Raw genomic sequence first — 14,507 nt, 5'->3', positions numbered from 1 at the left:
CGGTCGCGGTCGCGCTCGGCGCCAGCGAGACGACGCGAGGGGAGGTCATCGTCACCCGATCGGCGCGCGGCGGACCCAAGCGTTTCGGTCCCCGCTTCGACCCGACAGTTGCGCGCCGTAGACGGAACGCTGCCTCTCCGAACGGCTCCGCCTCCCCGAACGGTTCCGCCTCCGCGAGCGGTGCCGCTCCACGGGTCGGGTTCGGGGGCGGATCCCCGAAAAAAGCGTGATAGATCGTGTTCTTTCGTCGGGATCGGAGCGACACGTTCCGGTCGTTTTAAGTTCAGTTCCACCGTCTGTCCACTAAGATCGCTCTCGGGCGATGTTCAGTTACCGGGAGACAGATAGCTATGAGTGAACGACTGCACACACGGGGGGGTCGCTCCCGAACGGAGACGGAGGAGGAAACAGAACAGGCGGACGAGTCGCTGCAGTGTCCGGAGTGCGGCGGCAACGTGATCACCGACGAGGAGCACGGCGAGACGGTCTGTGCCGACTGCGGGCTGGTCGTCGACGAAGACTCGGTCGACCGCGGGCCGGAGTGGCGCGCGTTCGACTCCCGCGAGAAGGACGAGAAGAGCCGCGTCGGCGCCCCGACCACCAACACCATGCACGACAAGGGGCTCTCGACCAACATCGACTGGCGCGACAAGGACGCCTACGGGCGGTCGCTCGGGGCACGCCAGCGCCAGAAGATGCAGCGGCTCCGCAAGTGGAACGAGCGGTTCCGCACGCGTGACTCGAAAGAGCGCAACCTCAAGCAGGCGCTCGGCGAGATCGACCGCATGGCCAGCGCTCAGGGGCTCCCGGACAACGTCCGCGAGACGGCCTCCGTCATCTACCGGCGCGCGCTTGACGAGGACCTGCTGCCCGGCCGCTCCATCGAGGGCGTCTCGACCTCGTGTGTCTACGCCGCCGCACGGATGGCCGGCGTCCCGCGCAGCCTCGACGAGATCGCCGACGTCTCCCGTGTCGAGAAGGCGGAGATCGCCCGGACGTACCGCTACGTCGTCCGCGAACTCAAGCTCGAAGTGAAGCCGGCCGACCCCGAGCAGTACGTCCCGCGGTTCGCCTCGGACCTCGAACTCTCGGAGGAGTCGGAGATGCGCGCGAAGAGCCTCCTGCGCAACGCCAAGGACAAGGGCGTCCACTCCGGCAAGTCGCCGGTCGGGCTCGCGGCCGCCGCCGTCTACGCCGCGGCGCTGCTCACCAACGAGAAGACCACGCAGGCCGCCGTGAGCGAGGTCGCCGACATCAGCGAGGTCACCATCCGCAACCGCTACCACGAGCTGCTCGAAGCCGAAGACGGCCTCGTCGCGTAACCCGTTCGTTTCTCGTCTGTCGCGCGTCTGTAGTGCGGTCGTCCCTCTGGCGGCGTGTTCTGTTGACTGCCGCCGCTCCGGTCGCTGGCTTCGGCTGCGCTCCGGTCGCCGGAGCTGCGCACTCGGGCGGCCGCTACGCGATCCGGTTGAGGTCCATCAGTACCGCGCTCGCCGTCTCGCTCCCCCCGGCACCGCGACCCGAAACGGTGAGCGTGCCGGCCGCGGTCGTCTCGATCTGCACGACGTTGGTCGTGCTCGACACGGCCAGCGACGAGTGGCGCTTCACGAGCCGTGGGGCGACCCTGACCGACCCGTCCGCGACCTCGCCGATCAGCCGGACGGTGAGTCCGTCCTCGCCGGCGAGGTCGAGGGCGCTGCCGGCGACGTTCCGGATCCCCTCGACGTCGCGTCGGCGAGGGTGAACTCGCGGGCGTCGGCCGGGTCGTCGGCCGTCCCGAACGAGAGCACGTTCGCGAGGATGACGCACTTCAGCCCCGCGTCCGTCCCGTCCACGTCGAAGGAGGGGTCCGCCTCCGCGACGCCGAGTTCTTGTGCCTCGGCGAGCACGTGCTCGTAGTCGAGTCCCTCCGCGGCCATGCGCGAGAGGACGAAGTTCGCCGTCCCGTTGAGTACCCCCCGGACCGTGTCGACGTGACCCGGGCCGTGGTCCGCGATCGTCGAGAGGACCGGCATGGCGCCGCCGACGGTGGCCTCGAAGCGGACCTCGCCGTCGCTTCGTTCGGCGGCCTCCCGGAGGTCGCCGAACCGCTCGGCGACGGGGCCTTTGTTCGCGAGGACCGCGTGGCGGTCGCGCTCCAGCGCGGTCGTGACGTGTGAGAACCCCGGCTCGGCGTCGCCGAGGGTCGTCGGTGTCGCCTCTACGAGGACGTCGTACTCCGCCGCCAGCGCGTCCGCCGGCTCCGCGTCGCCGACGATCCCCGTCTCGGACTTTCGCGCGAAGGCGGCGTCGACGTCGACGGGTGTCCCCGCGTCGGCGACGACCGCGCCGCCGGAGTCGGCGAGCGCGACGATCTCGTGACCCCGCTCGGGGGCCAGCTCGGCGACCGCACGTCCGACGACTCCCGCGCCGACGACCGCGAGCTTCACGCCTGCCCCCGCGTCAGCGACTCGATGAGGTGGAGGTCCTTCTCGGCGGCGATCTCGCGGACGCGCTCTAGCGTCTCGGTCACCTCACCCTCCTCGACGGCGAGCCGGAGGCGCGCGCTGGAGGTGTTCCGCGTCCCCTCGGGCGCCGACAGCGCGAGATCGGTCACAGTGGCGTTCGATCCCTCCTGGATCCGCGAGAGCGTGTCGGAGAGGTCGGTGTCGACAATGTGACCGGAGAGGACACAGACCAGCGACTCGCTGTAGCGCTCCGCCCCGGCCTGGATCACGTTGATCCCCTCGGCCTGCAGGTCCTCGACGATCGCCTCGTACTGCGACTCCGTTGCCTCGAGGTCGACCTCCACCGGAATGTGGCCGCGCGGCGTCACGTTCCCCCGTTCGTGGAAGATCGACAGCAGGTTCCCCCCGTTCTGGCTTATCGGGCGGAGCGACCGGAGCAACTCGCCTGGCTCGTCGACGAGTTCGAGCCGGATCGTGTAGGCGTTGACGGCGTCCTCGTCCTCGTTCATCGACGATCGACCCCGCTCGGGCTACCTGGCGTACGCATTGGTGGTCGATGGGACGGTACGCTCATAAGGATCCCGAAACGCCACGTTGGCGGCCCCGACAGCCGTCGACGGGGGCGGATACGGTCGACTGGGGAGGATATCGACGACAGACGCGAATTCCCTCGCCGGGAGCGGATACCGTCGACGGGTCAGCGTTCCGCGGGTCGCCGCGGCTCGGAACGGTCGTCCGGTGCGTCCGCGCGCTGAATCTCGCTTTCTTCGGTCAGGCCGTCCACCAACGACCGGAGCCGTTCGAGCGGTATCTGTCCCGGCGCGTACTTGCTCTCGTCGGCGGCGAGCGGCGCGTAGCCCAGCTTCGACCCGTATATCGGGGCGACCGCCCGGGAGTGGCTGCCGATCCGTCCCATCGCGATCCCCGCCACGTCGGTCCCCTTCCTCGTCGCGGTCGCGACCGACCGCAGCAGGCGGAGGACGTCCGTGTGCCGTTCGGGAAACGTCGCCACCTTCGCGACGTCGCCGTACTCGCCGCACTGACGGAAGATGGCGTCGAGGATGTCCCGCTCGGGCGTGTCCTCGAACGTGTGGTGTGAGACGATGCAGTCGACGCCGTTCTCGCGGAGCTCGTCGAGGATCCACTCGGTGCTCCGCGCGGTCTCCAGCTCGACGTCGACGACCTCGACGCTCTCGGACCGCGAGGCCGCGGAGAGCCTGTCGAGCCGACCCGTGTCGACGGCCTGTCCGCCGAACCAGCGCGTCCGGTTCGTCGCGATCAGCGGCAGCTCCCCGTCGTAGTCGTCGAGCTGCGCGAGCGGGTCGTCCGCCTTGTCCATGCGGAACTCGACGACGTCGGCGAGCCCACGGGCCTCGGGCTCCCGCGTCAGGTCGTCTGTCGTGGCCGCGAGCGCGAACGACTCGAAGTCCATGCGACGCACTACCATCTGACGAATAAAAAACGTTCCCCGTCGACCGCGGCGGCGTTCCAACACGGACGCCGAGTGAGGCGGAGCGATCTTCTAGCGGTGCATTTGAAGTATCTGTCAGCGCTGTTCCGCGTATGCGTGTCACAGACTACGAGCTGTTCGCCGTCCCGCCACGCTGGCTTCTTCTCAAGTTGGAAACGAGCGACGGTCTCGTAGGCTGGGGCGAGCCGATCGTTCAGGGGGGGCTCGAAACCGTCGAAGCGGCCGTCGAGGAACTGGTCGAGGCGTACCTCCTCGGAGAGGACCCGCTGGAGACGGAACGTCACTGGCGGACGATGTACCAGGGGCGGTACTACCGAGGGGGGCCGATCCTGATGAGCGCCCTCGCCGGTATCGATCACGCGCTGTGGGACATCAAAGGCAAACACTACGACGCCCCGGTTCACCAGCTGCTCGGCGGTCACGTCCGCGACAGGGTTATGATCCACCAGTGGATCGGCGGTGAAGACCGGGAAGAACTCACGAACGAGGCGATCACTCGCCGCAATCAGGGCTATAAGGCGATCAAGATGAACGCGACCGCGGAGTTCCGCGCGCTCGAACCACCCGGCGCCGTCGAACGAGCGCGGAAACGCGTCGCGGCCGTTCGGGACGCCGTCGACGACGACCTCTATCTCGGCGTGGACTTCCACGGGCGCGTCTCCAAACCGATGACGCGACGCCTCGTCGAGTCGCTGGAGCCGTACGGGCTGATGTTTGTCGACCAGCCGATTCTCCCGGAACACTCCGAGTTCCTCGCGACGCTCGCAGAACAGACCACCGTTCCGATAGCGACCGGCGAGCGGTTTTACTCCCGGTACGACTTCAAGCCGCTCCTCACTGCGGGTGCGGTTTCGGTCATCCAGCCCGACGTCACCCACGTCGGCGGCATCACCGAACTGCGTAAGATCGCGACGATGGCGGACGCGTTCGACGTGGCGGTCGTGCCCCACTGTCCCCTGAGTCCCGTCGCCTTCGCGGCGAGCCTGCAGGTCGTCTTCTGTTCACACAACGCGGTGATGCAAGAACAGGATCTGTCTCTCCACGACCCCGCCGAAAGCGTCGGCCTCCAGTACCTCGAAGACCCGCATACGTTCGCGTTCGACGACGGCTACGTGAAACGCCCGACGGACCCGGGGCTCGGGATCACCGTCGACGAGGCGTACGTTCGCGAACAGTCCCGAGCGGATGTGAAGTGGTCCAATCCCGTCTGGCGGCACGAGGACGGCGGCATCGCCGAGTGGTGAGTACCCGGAACTCGGCGCTACGCGTTCGGATAGACGATCTTCTTCAGCCCTTCTCGGGCCTCCATCTGTTCGAACGCCTGCTCGACCTCGTCGAGCGCGAACTCGTCCGTCACGAGCGTGTCGACGTCGAGGCGGTCGTTCCGGAGGAGCGTCACGGCTCGCGCGAACGAGTCGGGCGTGAGCGAGTACGTCCCGATGACCTCGCGCTCCTCGTAGAACACGTCGAACGGGGAGATCTCGACCGTCGCGTCTTCCGGGGGCACCCCGAACACGAGCGTCCGGCCGCCAGGACCGGTGAGTTCGTAGGCCTGCTCGATCGTGTCGGGTAGCCCGACGGCTTCGATCGCCACGTCGACGGAACCGACGAGTTCCGGAATCGCCGTCTGCGGGTCTTCCTCGGTCGGGTCCACGACGTGGTCCGCGCCGGTATCGAGTGCCGTCTCGCGGCGTTGTTCGACGGGTTCAGAGACGACGATGGTTCCCGCGCCGCTGGCTCGGAGCAGTTGCGTGAGCAGGAGGCCGATCGCGCCGGCACCGACGACGACGACCGTCTCGCCGCTGGTGAGATCGATCTGATCCACGCCGTTGATACAGCAGCCGAGCGGCTCTGCGAACGCCGCGGTCCGGTAGTCGAGGTCACCGATGTCTTCGGCGTTGGCGGCGGGAACGGTCACGTACTCCGCGAACGCGCCCTCGATGATGTGTTTCGCCGCACCACCGAGCGACGTGAGGTCCTGACAGAGGTTCTCCCGGCCGGATTTGCAGGCCTGACACTCGTGGCACGGAATCGAGGGGTTGATCGCGACGCGGTCGCCAGCCTCGTAGTCGCCGACGGCGTCGCCCACCGCCACGACCTCGCCGGCGCTCTCGTGGCCGGGCGTCATCGGGTAGCCGACGGTGAGCGACCCGCTGTACATATGCACGTCCGTCGTACAGACGCCGCAGGCGTCGACCTCGACGAGCAGCTCGTCGTTATCCGGTACCGGTCGCTGCCGATTACTGATCTCTACCGAACGGTCGTCTGTGAGGATTGCTGATTTCATCGATCCGATATCGGACCGAGTTTGGACGCTGTACATAAATCTGCCGAGCGGATCGAGTATTCTCGGGAAGAACGTCTGTCACACTCGAATTCAGGGGTTTCGGTTTGTTTTCCAGAGACAAACAGAAGATGGACCGGAGGAAAAAACACCAGTTATGTCACAAATACCGGATCGTTGTGTACAACGTTGGTGGCGGCGAACTCGTTCCTCAGGACGATTTGTTTGTCTCTGAAAAACAATCATTTTGTCTCCCGAGCGCGTAGCGGCGAAGAACAGATGTCGCAAACGGGTCCAAAAACAGTTGCGGCCACGGTGAACTCCTTTCAGATCCTGGAGACGCTGATCGCGGCCGACGGACCGATGGGAGTCACGGAGCTGGCCGACGTTGTCGGTCTCTCGAAGGGGGTCGTCTACAACCACCTCGGGACGCTCTCGGAACTCGGATACGTACGAAAGGAGGACCAGAAATATCGGCCGTCGCTCCGATTGCTGTCGCTCGGCAGTCGTGTGCGGACGGGCTACGAGATCTTCGACGCGGTGCGCCCACACTTAGAAAACCTCACGAGGACGACGGGCGAAGTCGCGACGCTGTTCGTCGAAGAGGACGGGCAGGGCGTCTGTGTGTATCAGACTGCAGGTAGCGAGTCCTGGTCTCCCGAATACGTCTCCGGCGACGCGCTCCCGCTGCACGTCACCGCTCCCGGAAAGGCGATTCTCGCCACGCTCAGCGACGAGCGCGTGACCGAAATCGTCTCACGACACGGTCTCGAGTCGGTGACTGACCAGACGGTCTCGGATACGGACGCCCTCTTTTCGACGCTACAGCGAATTCGCGAAGACGACGTGGCGTTTGCCAGAGAAGAACATTTTGCGGGGATAGTCGGGGTCGGAACCGCGGTCGGCCTCGGTGAGCGCGCGCCAGCCGCTGCGATTGGGATATGTGGGCCCCTCGATCGACTCCACGGTCGATATCTCAAAGAAGACGTCACCGGCCAGGTGATCAGTACGGCAAAGTCGATAGGGGTCGACCTGACGACGTAAGGTTTGATCGCCGAACCCCTCAGGCCGACGACCGGTCGGCGACGAGCAGCACGCGGAGGTCGTTGACGTTGGTGCCCGTCTTCCCGGTCCGCACGAGCGCCCCCCGTTCGTCGAGGTAGCCGTAGGCGTCGTGTGCCGCCAGCCGGTCACGGGCGTGACGGTCGTCGTCAACGGTGTCGGCGTCGACGAGCGCCCCCGCGGCGTCGGTCGGCCCGTCGATCCCGTCCGTGTCGACCGCACACAGCACCGCGTCGGCGGGCAGCTCGACCGCCGCGCTCAACGCGAACTCCTGGTTCGGCCCGCCCGTCGCGCCCCGATCGCCGTCGGCGTCCACCGTCCCGCCATCTCCGTCTTCGTCGGCGTCGACTTCGCCCGTCCCGTCGCCTCCGTCCTCGTCGGCGTCACCCTCGCCTCCTCCGCCGATCGTGACCGTCGTCTCGCCGCCCGAGAGCACCGCGACGGGCGCGGGCCGCGGATTGCCGGTCCGGCGGACCTCCTCCGCGATCGCGACGTGTGTCTTCGCCGCCTCCCGCGCCTCGCCCCGGACCGACGAGGAGAGGACCACCGTGTCGAACCCCGCCTCGGCGCAGGCGTCGCGGGCCGCCGAGAGCGCGGTGTAGTTGTCCGCGAGCACGCGGACCGAGACGGTTTCGAACGCCGGGTCGCCCGCCGTCGGCGTCTCGTCGCGATCGCCGTCGGCGCCGTCCCGGAGGTGCTCCACGACCGCGTCGGGCGCGTCCACGTCGAACCGCGACAGGACGTCGAGCGCGTCGGCGTACGTCGTCGGGTCCGGTGACAGGGGCCCGCTGGCGACGACGGCGGGGTCGCCGGAGGACACGTCGCTGAACACCAACCCGACCGCCGTCGCCGGGGCGATCGCGTCCGCGAGCGACCCGCCTTTGATCGCCGAGACGTGCTTTCGCACGCAGTTGATCCGGTCGATCGGGGCCCCGCTCCGGAGCAGTGCGTCGGTGAGCGCCTGGAGGTCGTCGAGGGTGACGTCGCCCGCGGGCGCCGCGAGCAGCGCGCTCCCCCCGCCGGTGACGGGCGCGAGCACGAGCGTGTCGCCGTCGCTCTCGCGGGCGCGATCCAACACGCGACGCGCGCCGTCGACGTTCGCCTCGCTCGGCACCGGGTGGATCCCGGAGACGACCTCGACCGGATCGGCCGGCGCCGGGTCGTCCGTCACGACGACGCCGCCGGTCAGCGCGTCGCCCAGCCGGTCCGCGAGGAACGCCGCGATCCGGCCGGCCGCGTTCCCGCCGCCGAGGACGACGACCTCGTCGTAGGCGTCGAGGTCGTACCGCTCGTCGGCGACGTGGAGCGTCGTTCCCGCCACCGCGATGGCGTCCGCGAGCACCGAGTCGGGATGAGCGGCGTCGATTCCGGCCTCGACGGCGTCGAGGGCGACGCGGGCCGTCTCGTGGCCGTCTCGGATACCGCTGCGGTCGATCATGGTGGGTGCTCCGCTCACGGACACATAAATCACGCTCACCGCGGGTGCGGCGCTCGCGGCGCTCACAGCACCCACGGGCGGGTGCGGAACCAGAGGGCGGGCGCTTGCGCCGGCCGCCCACGCGCGTTTCCTCCGGGCCTCGGCCCTCGCGCGACCGGGAGCCAAACCGCTTTACCACCGCCGACACAAGGGGCCCCAATGGCGACGTGCGACGTGTGTGGGGAGTACGAGAATCTCCCGTACCAGTGTAAACGGTGCGGTCAGACGTTCTGTGCCGAACACCGGCTCCCGGAGAACCACGACTGCCCGGGGCTCTCGGAGTGGAACGACCCGGGCGGCGTCTTCGACAGCGGGTTCGACGACTCCGTCGAGGCCGGAGACGGCGCCGGCAACTCCGGCGGCGTCACGGAGCGGGTGAAACGCCGAATCGCCAGCGAGACGAGCACCGGCGGGCTCGTGAGCTACGTCCGCGGGAACGCGACGTACGTCCTGTTGGGACTGATGTGGCTCACGTTCGTCGCGCAGTGGACGGTGACGATCGTCTTCGGCGAGGCCGTCCACAGCCAACTGTTCGTCCTCCGGTCGGACGCGCTCGGCAACGTCTGGACGTGGGTGACCGCGGTGTTCTCGCACTCGCGGGCCGGGCTGTTCCACATCATCGGGAACAGCATCGTGCTGTTCTTCTTCGGGCCGCTCGTCGAACGCGCGGTCGGCTCGAAGCGGTTCTTCGGGTTCTTCCTCGCGGCGGGCGTGCTCGCCGGCCTCGGGCACGTGCTGTTCGCGATCGCGACCGGCGCCCCCACCGTCGGCGTGCTCGGCGCCAGCGGCGCGACGTTCGCGATACTCGGCGTGCTCACCGTCTGGCGGCCGAACATGGAGATCCTGTTGTTCTTCGTGATCCCGATGAAACTCAAGTACCTCACGTGGGGGATCGCGCTCATCTCCGCGACCCTCGTCGTCACCACGGGGGCGGGCGGCGTCGGCGGTATCGCACACCTCGCACACCTGATCGGGTTCGCGATCGGGCTCGCGTTCGGCAAGCACAACGAGGGGCTCGCGCGGTCCGCGCGCGGCCGGGGTGGCGTGCAGATGGGTGGCTCGCGCGGCCCCCGCGGTCCCGGCGGCCCGGGCGGGCGACTCTGAATGTCCCCGGAACGCGAGAACGACGGGACCGCTCCCGCGGGCGACGGAACCTCCCCCGTCGATCCCGAGACGCTCGTCCACCCGGCGTTCCGTCCCGACCCGTCGCTGTCGCGGGCCGAGATGGAGACGCTCCAGCGCGACATCGCGGCGACGGCCGTCTTCGAGGACGATCACGGGCTCGACCCGGCCGCGGTCGCGATCGACGAGCCGGCCGACCTCGCGGACGGACTCCCGGCGACGCGCCCGGACGCCGGTGACCCGGACGCGCCGGTCGTCGTGGGCATCGACCAGGCGTTCCGGACGACTGGCGACGGGAGTATGGCCGAGGACGGCAGTACGGCCGACGACGGGGGCCCGAACGGAGACGGGACGTTCGACGAGGCGGTCTCCGCGGCGGTGGCGGTCCGCGACGGCGCCGTGATCGAGTACGCGAGCGCGGCGACGCCGCTGTCGATCCCGTACGTTCCCGGACTCCTCGCGTTCCGCGAGGGCGGCCCGATGCTGGCCGCGCTCGACGCGCTCGACGCCGAGCCCGACCTCCTCGTCTGTGACGGCTCCGGGCGGATCCACTTTCGCGAGGCCGGCGTCGCGACCCACGTCGGGGTCCTCCGGGACGTTCCGAGCGTCGGCGTCGCGAAGAGCCTGCTCTGTGGCGAGCCCGCCGCGTCGGTCGACGGACGCCCCGCGGGCTGGCGGACGCCGATACGCGCGGACGAGTCGGTGGAGACGACGGGGACGGTGACCGACGACACGCCCGTCCTCGGCTACGCGTTCCAGTCGCGGCAGTACCCGAACAGCCGCCGCGTGAACCCGCTGTACGTGAGCCCCGGCCACCGCGTCTCGCCGGAGACGACCGTGGACCTCGTCGAGGCGCTGTGTGCGGGCTACAAGCTCCCCGAGCCGACCCGGATCGCGGACGCGTACGCCGACGTCGCGAAACGTGAGGAGCGCTGAGTCCGAAACGCGAAGGGCGCGGAGTCCGTTACGTGCTACCGATTGTCACTGCCCGGCGGTTTATATACTGTGGGCGACGAACGCGAACGTATGGGAGACGAGGACACGGACGGACCGATGTCTGCCGAGGAGTTCCGCTCGCTGAGGGACGGTCTGGTGCGACAGAGTTCCGGCGGGGGGACGACCGTGTACAAGAACGCCGCGGGCGTGGGGTGTCCGAACCCCGACTGCGACCGCGGCGTCTTCCAGACGCTGTTCGTCAGCGATCACGGTTGGCAGCAGATCGGCGCGACCCGCGACGGGATCGACCTGTGTCTGTGTAACACCGAATCGAAGCGGCTCGTGTTCATCCACGACGAGTGACGGCGCCGAGAGTCGTCTTCGGGACGCGGACGACGACGCCAGACGAGCCGAATCGCTTTTGAGCGGTCGACCGCCAGCAGCCCGTATGGCCCTCCCCTCGATCAGCGCCGACGACGTCGCCGACGCGGTCTTTCTCGCAGCCACGAGCGTCGCCGGCTTCCTCGTCGGCGGCGTCGTCGGACTCGTGCTCGGTCTGTTCGCCGGCTACGCGTACCTCGAACTCCTGAGCCGCGTCGCCGACCTCGAAGCGACCGTCAACGCGCTCATCCGCGAAAAAGAGGACCTTCGCGAGCGGGTCGAGACGCTGGAAGCCGACCGCGAGTGAGAAGTCACAACGCCGGAGACGACTCGCGCGGCGACGTCAGTCGTCGTCCGCGGTCGATTCTTCCCCCGTCTCGACCGCACAGCGATTCGGCCCGAGTTCGAGTTCGATCGCCGCGGTCTCGTCGGCGGGCGCCTCGACGCCGCGGTTCGCCGCGATAACCGACTCGTAGTTCGGCGGCTTCTCCGGCAGCGTCGCCGTGATCCGGTCGACGAAGGGTTTCCGGTCGAGGTCGAGGACGGCGATCTCCCGGCGCGCGTCGCCGACCGTCGTCGTCACCGGCTCGCCGGGCACCGCGTCGCCCGTCGTTCCGTCGTTTCCGACCGCGAAGTGACCCGGGAGGACGACGACGTCGTCGGGTTCAGCGAGCAGCGTCCGGTGGAGCGAGTCGTAGAGCCGCTCGGCCCCGGTCGCCGCGCCCGCCGACTCCCGGGCCGTGTCGGTCGCCGCCGACGCGGCGTCACCCACTCCTGTCCCGTCCCTGTCGACCGATCCGTCGCCGTCGGCCGGGTCCTCCTCGTTCGCCGCGAACTGCAGTTCGGTCCGACCCACGCTGTCGGTGAACAGCGTGTCGCCCGTGAGAACCGCCGAGCGACCGATCAGGTAGCTCGCGCCGTCGTCGGTGTGACCCGGGGTCGCGAGCGCCTTCAGGTCGGTCCCGCCGACGTCGAGCGTCTCGTTGCGCGCGAGCGGCTCGAACGCGTACGCCACGTCGCGGTCGGCGGCCGCGGCCGGCAGGTGGTACGGCACGCCGAGGTCGTCGGCGAGCGCCCGGCCGCCCGAGAGGTGGTCGGCGTGGACGTGCGTGTCGAGGACCGCCGCGATCGACGCGTCCAGGTCGGCGGCGGCCGCCCGCCACTCGTCGCCGTGCCGCGAGACGTCGATCGCGACGGCGACGCGGTCGGAGCTGTCGGAAGGAGCGACGGCGACGCGGTCAGAGCCGTCGGAAGGAGCGACGGCGGCGCGCCCGTCCGCGTCGGACGCGAACCCGCCCGCGACGAGGTACCCCAGACACCCCTTCGCGCGGCGCTGGATCTGGACGACATCGAGCGGGCCCTCGCCCGCGTCCGGCAGCGGCACCGCGACCCGGTCGTAGACGCCCGCCCAGCTGCGCATCCCGTCTTCGAGGACGAAGACGTCGTCGTACCCCGCCGCGGTCAGCTCCTTGGCGAGGTCGCGCGACGCCTTCCCCTTCGCGCAGGTCGTGACGATCGTGTCCCCCGGACCGAGTCCGGTCTCGGCCTCGAAGTCGTCCCGGTCGAACTCGTGGAACGGCTTGTAGAAGTAGTGGACCGCGCCGGCGATCCGCCACCCCTCGTAGCTCTCGCGGGGGCGGGTATCCACGACGGCGAAGGACCGATCGCCGCGCCGGCGCTCGTCGACCATGTCGCGGAACGCGCCGGGCGTGATAACGGTGGCCATGGTTGGTCGTTGGCGACGCGCGGACAAAACGCTGTTCCGGCGGGCGACGGGAATTCACCGACGGTTGGGGACGTATCAGCGGGTTCGGCCGGTCGATAGACAGGTTTTAGCTGACCGAGGGGACAGACGGTGTATGGTCGAGGCGTTCGCGGTCGCCAGCGGGAAGGGCGGCACGGGGAAAACGACGAGCACGCTCGCGCTCGGGATGGCGCTCGCGACGGAACACGACGTCACCGTCGTCGACGCCGACACCGGGATGGCGAACCTGCTTTTCCACACCGGGCTCGACGACGCGACGGTCACCCTCCACGACCTGCTCGTCGCCGAGACGATCCCCGGCGGGACGACGACCGCGCTCGGGGTCCTGACGGCGCTCGGCGAGCGGCCGGTGGTCTCGTCGTCGCTGCCGACGAACCCGATCGAGACCAAGCGCGCGGTCGTCGGAGAGGGACTGGACGCCAGCGGGCTCGACCCGGGCGACGCCGCCGTCGACCCCGTCGCGGCGGTCCGGGGCGATGGGCGACCCCGTGCTGGCGGCGGTCGCGGGGCTCGTCTCGGCGCGCGGAGCGCGGGATCGGCGTCACGCTCGCGGGCGGAACGCAAGCTGGCGGCGGCGGCGGCGCTCGCGCGACACGCGGGGCGGACCGGCGGTTCCGGCTCGCGACGACCGGGTTCGTCGCCGACGACCCGTCTGCGGACGTGGCCGCGCTCGCGGCCGACCTCGACCTGTCGCTGACCGCGACCGATCCGGGCTTCGCCGGGCGCGACCACCCGGCGATGGCGGCGTACGCCCGCGGCGAGGCGAAGGAGGGCGTCGGCATGGGCGGGGCGCTGGCGCTGGCCGACCGGGCGGGCGTCCCCGACGCGACGTGCGCGACCGGGTCGTCTCGCTGGCCGACCGGCTGCTCGCGGAGCGGCGGGCGAGTCGGGGTCCCGCCGGGAGTCCGGGTGCTGCCGGGAGTCCGGGTTCCACCGGAGGCGATCGCCCGTGAAGGGGGTCGTCCTCGGCGGCACGCGCTCCGGCGTGGGCAAGACGGTCGCGACGCTCGCCGCGATCCGGGCGCTCGAAGCGGCCGGTCACGCGGTGCAGCCGGCGAAGGCCGGCCCCGACTTCATCGACCCGAGCCACCACGAGCGCGTCGCGGGGCGCCCCTCGCGGACGCTCGACCGATGGCTCCAGGACACCGACGGGCTCCGGCGGAACTACGCGCGCGGCGAGGGCGACGTCTGCGTCGTCGAGGGGGTGATGGGGCTGTACGACGGCGACGGCTCCAGCACCGCCGCGGTCGCCGAGGCGCTCGACCTCCCGGTCGTGCTCGTCGTCGACGCGAAGGCGGGCATGGAGAGCGTGGCCGCGACCGCGCTCGGCTTCGAGCGGTACGCCGCCCGCGTCGGCCGCGACGTCGACGTCGTCGGCGTCCTCGCCCAGCGCGCCCACGGCGGCCGCCACGAGCGAGGGATCCGCGACGCGCTCCCGGACGAGCTGGCGTACCTCGGCCGGATCCCGCCCAGCGACGACCTGTCCGTCCCGGAGCGACACCTCGGGCTGCACATGGGCGAGGAGGCGCCGGTGCCCGACGACGCGCTCGACGCGGTCGGGG

General features: G+C 69.7%; 13 protein-coding genes and 3 pseudogenes. 10 read left to right on the top strand and 6 right to left on the bottom strand.

All coding sequences use genetic code 11. The annotated features are described in order from the left end of the window. The first annotated feature begins 350 nt into the window (after positions 1–350). On the top strand, positions 351–1,322 hold the full coding sequence (locus GJ633_RS07685) for a transcription initiation factor IIB family protein (protein WP_156588350.1): 972 nt from the start codon (positions 351–353) through the stop codon (positions 1,320–1,322). Positions 1,323–1,455: 133 nt separating this feature from the next. Here the strand turns inward: GJ633_RS07685 and GJ633_RS07680 are convergent. The 3 genes and pseudogenes from GJ633_RS07680 to GJ633_RS07670 form a co-directional block, all read right to left on the bottom strand. Further along, positions 1,456–2,429, bottom strand: a pseudogene (locus tag GJ633_RS07680) (homoserine dehydrogenase). Further along, a complete protein-coding gene (locus GJ633_RS07675) occupies positions 2,426–2,956 on the bottom strand; it encodes an amino acid-binding protein (RefSeq protein ID WP_156588349.1) in 531 nt (176 codons plus the stop codon). The pseudogene GJ633_RS07680 and the gene GJ633_RS07675 overlap by 4 nt, the downstream one beginning before the upstream one ends. Positions 2,957–3,144: 188 nt before the next feature. Beyond that, positions 3,145–3,879, bottom strand: coding sequence for a type I 3-dehydroquinate dehydratase (locus tag GJ633_RS07670; protein WP_156588348.1), 735 nt, complete (start codon positions 3,877–3,879; stop codon positions 3,145–3,147). Positions 3,880–4,010: 131 nt separating this feature from the next. On the opposite strand from GJ633_RS07670, the gene dgoD reads away from it, so the two are divergent. Further along, the gene (gene dgoD, locus GJ633_RS07665; protein ID WP_156588347.1) at positions 4,011–5,162 is read left to right on the top strand and encodes a galactonate dehydratase; all 1,152 of its coding nucleotides are present in this window, start codon (positions 4,011–4,013) and stop codon (positions 5,160–5,162) included. 17 nt (positions 5,163–5,179) lie between these two features. Here dgoD and GJ633_RS07660 read toward each other — a convergent pair whose 3' ends face one another. Next, positions 5,180–6,205 (bottom strand): zinc-dependent alcohol dehydrogenase family protein, encoded by a 1,026-nt coding sequence (locus GJ633_RS07660; RefSeq protein ID WP_197431285.1) that lies wholly within the window; start codon positions 6,203–6,205, stop codon positions 5,180–5,182. Between the two features lie 189 nt (positions 6,206–6,394). On the opposite strand from GJ633_RS07660, the gene GJ633_RS07655 reads away from it, so the two are divergent. Further along, positions 6,395–7,246: an IclR family transcriptional regulator gene (locus GJ633_RS07655; RefSeq protein ID WP_321168964.1), complete on the top strand. Its 852-nt coding sequence runs from the start codon at positions 6,395–6,397 to the stop codon at positions 7,244–7,246. A gap of 19 nt (positions 7,247–7,265) precedes the next feature. Here GJ633_RS07655 and GJ633_RS07650 read toward each other — a convergent pair whose 3' ends face one another. Next, positions 7,266–8,702 carry a glycerate kinase gene (locus tag GJ633_RS07650; RefSeq protein WP_156588345.1) on the bottom strand — a complete coding sequence of 479 codons (1,437 nt, stop codon included), beginning with the start codon at positions 8,700–8,702 and terminating at the stop codon, positions 7,266–7,268. Positions 8,703–8,900: 198 nt separating this feature from the next. On the opposite strand from GJ633_RS07650, the gene GJ633_RS07645 reads away from it, so the two are divergent. The 4 genes from GJ633_RS07645 (at position 8,901) to GJ633_RS07630 (ending at position 11,487) form a co-directional block, all read left to right on the top strand. Beyond that, a complete protein-coding gene (locus GJ633_RS07645; RefSeq protein ID WP_156588344.1) occupies positions 8,901–9,845 on the top strand; it encodes a rhomboid family intramembrane serine protease in 945 nt (314 codons plus the stop codon). A gap of 120 nt (positions 9,846–9,965) precedes the next feature. Beyond that, positions 9,966–10,799 (top strand): endonuclease V, encoded by an 834-nt coding sequence (locus GJ633_RS07640; protein WP_231741286.1) that lies wholly within the window; start codon positions 9,966–9,968, stop codon positions 10,797–10,799. A 90-nt stretch (positions 10,800–10,889) separates the two neighbouring features. Further along, positions 10,890–11,162 carry a hypothetical protein gene (locus GJ633_RS07635; protein ID WP_156588342.1) on the top strand — a complete coding sequence of 91 codons (273 nt, stop codon included), beginning with the start codon at positions 10,890–10,892 and terminating at the stop codon, positions 11,160–11,162. Positions 11,163–11,247: 85 nt separating this feature from the next. Next, positions 11,248–11,487 (top strand): hypothetical protein, encoded by a 240-nt coding sequence (locus GJ633_RS07630; protein ID WP_156588341.1) that lies wholly within the window; start codon positions 11,248–11,250, stop codon positions 11,485–11,487. Between the two features lie 36 nt (positions 11,488–11,523). On the opposite strand, the gene GJ633_RS07625 is transcribed toward GJ633_RS07630, so the two are convergent. Next, a complete protein-coding gene (locus GJ633_RS07625) occupies positions 11,524–12,906 on the bottom strand; it encodes a rhodanese-like domain-containing protein (RefSeq protein ID WP_156588340.1) in 1,383 nt (460 codons plus the stop codon). A 133-nt stretch (positions 12,907–13,039) separates the two neighbouring features. Here GJ633_RS07625 and GJ633_RS17110 point away from each other — a divergent pair. The 3 genes and pseudogenes from GJ633_RS17110 to GJ633_RS07615 all read left to right on the top strand — a co-directional run. Then, positions 13,040–13,237, top strand: a pseudogene (locus GJ633_RS17110) (P-loop NTPase); the annotation flags it as partial. Further along, positions 13,217–13,898, top strand: a pseudogene (locus GJ633_RS07620) (TIGR00303 family protein); the annotation flags it as partial. The pseudogenes GJ633_RS17110 and GJ633_RS07620, both read left to right, overlap by 21 nt. After that, a partial coding sequence (locus tag GJ633_RS07615) for an AAA family ATPase (protein WP_321168963.1) occupies positions 13,895–14,507 on the top strand: 613 nt, incomplete at its 3' end. The pseudogene GJ633_RS07620 and the gene GJ633_RS07615, both read left to right, overlap by 4 nt.

The sequence above is a fragment of the Halorubrum sp. CBA1125 genome (assembly GCF_009742825.1).
In the GTDB taxonomy this organism is placed as follows: domain Archaea; phylum Halobacteriota; class Halobacteria; order Halobacteriales; family Haloferacaceae; genus Halorubrum.
This window is presented reverse-complemented; position numbering and strand designations above follow the sequence as displayed.

Excerpts from the sequence above, each read along its gene's own strand:
- GJ633_RS07685 (WP_156588350.1), top strand. The coding sequence starts at position 351 with ATGAGTGAACGACTGCACACACGGGGGGGTCGCTCCCGAACGGAGACG.
- GJ633_RS07675 (WP_156588349.1), bottom strand. The coding sequence starts at position 2,956 with ATGAACGAGGACGAGGACGCCGTCAACGCCTACACGATCCGGCTCGAA.
- GJ633_RS07670 (WP_156588348.1), bottom strand. The coding sequence starts at position 3,879 with ATGGACTTCGAGTCGTTCGCGCTCGCGGCCACGACAGACGACCTGACG.
- dgoD (WP_156588347.1), top strand. The coding sequence starts at position 4,011 with ATGCGTGTCACAGACTACGAGCTGTTCGCCGTCCCGCCACGCTGGCTT.
- GJ633_RS07660 (WP_197431285.1), bottom strand. The coding sequence starts at position 6,205 with ATGAAATCAGCAATCCTCACAGACGACCGTTCGGTAGAGATCAGTAAT.
- GJ633_RS07650 (WP_156588345.1), bottom strand. The coding sequence starts at position 8,702 with ATGATCGACCGCAGCGGTATCCGAGACGGCCACGAGACGGCCCGCGTC.
- GJ633_RS07645 (WP_156588344.1), top strand. The coding sequence starts at position 8,901 with ATGGCGACGTGCGACGTGTGTGGGGAGTACGAGAATCTCCCGTACCAG.
- GJ633_RS07640 (WP_231741286.1), top strand. The coding sequence starts at position 9,966 with ATGGAGACGCTCCAGCGCGACATCGCGGCGACGGCCGTCTTCGAGGAC.
- GJ633_RS07635 (WP_156588342.1), top strand. The coding sequence starts at position 10,890 with ATGGGAGACGAGGACACGGACGGACCGATGTCTGCCGAGGAGTTCCGC.
- GJ633_RS07630 (WP_156588341.1), top strand. The coding sequence starts at position 11,248 with ATGGCCCTCCCCTCGATCAGCGCCGACGACGTCGCCGACGCGGTCTTT.
- GJ633_RS07625 (WP_156588340.1), bottom strand. The coding sequence starts at position 12,906 with ATGGCCACCGTTATCACGCCCGGCGCGTTCCGCGACATGGTCGACGAG.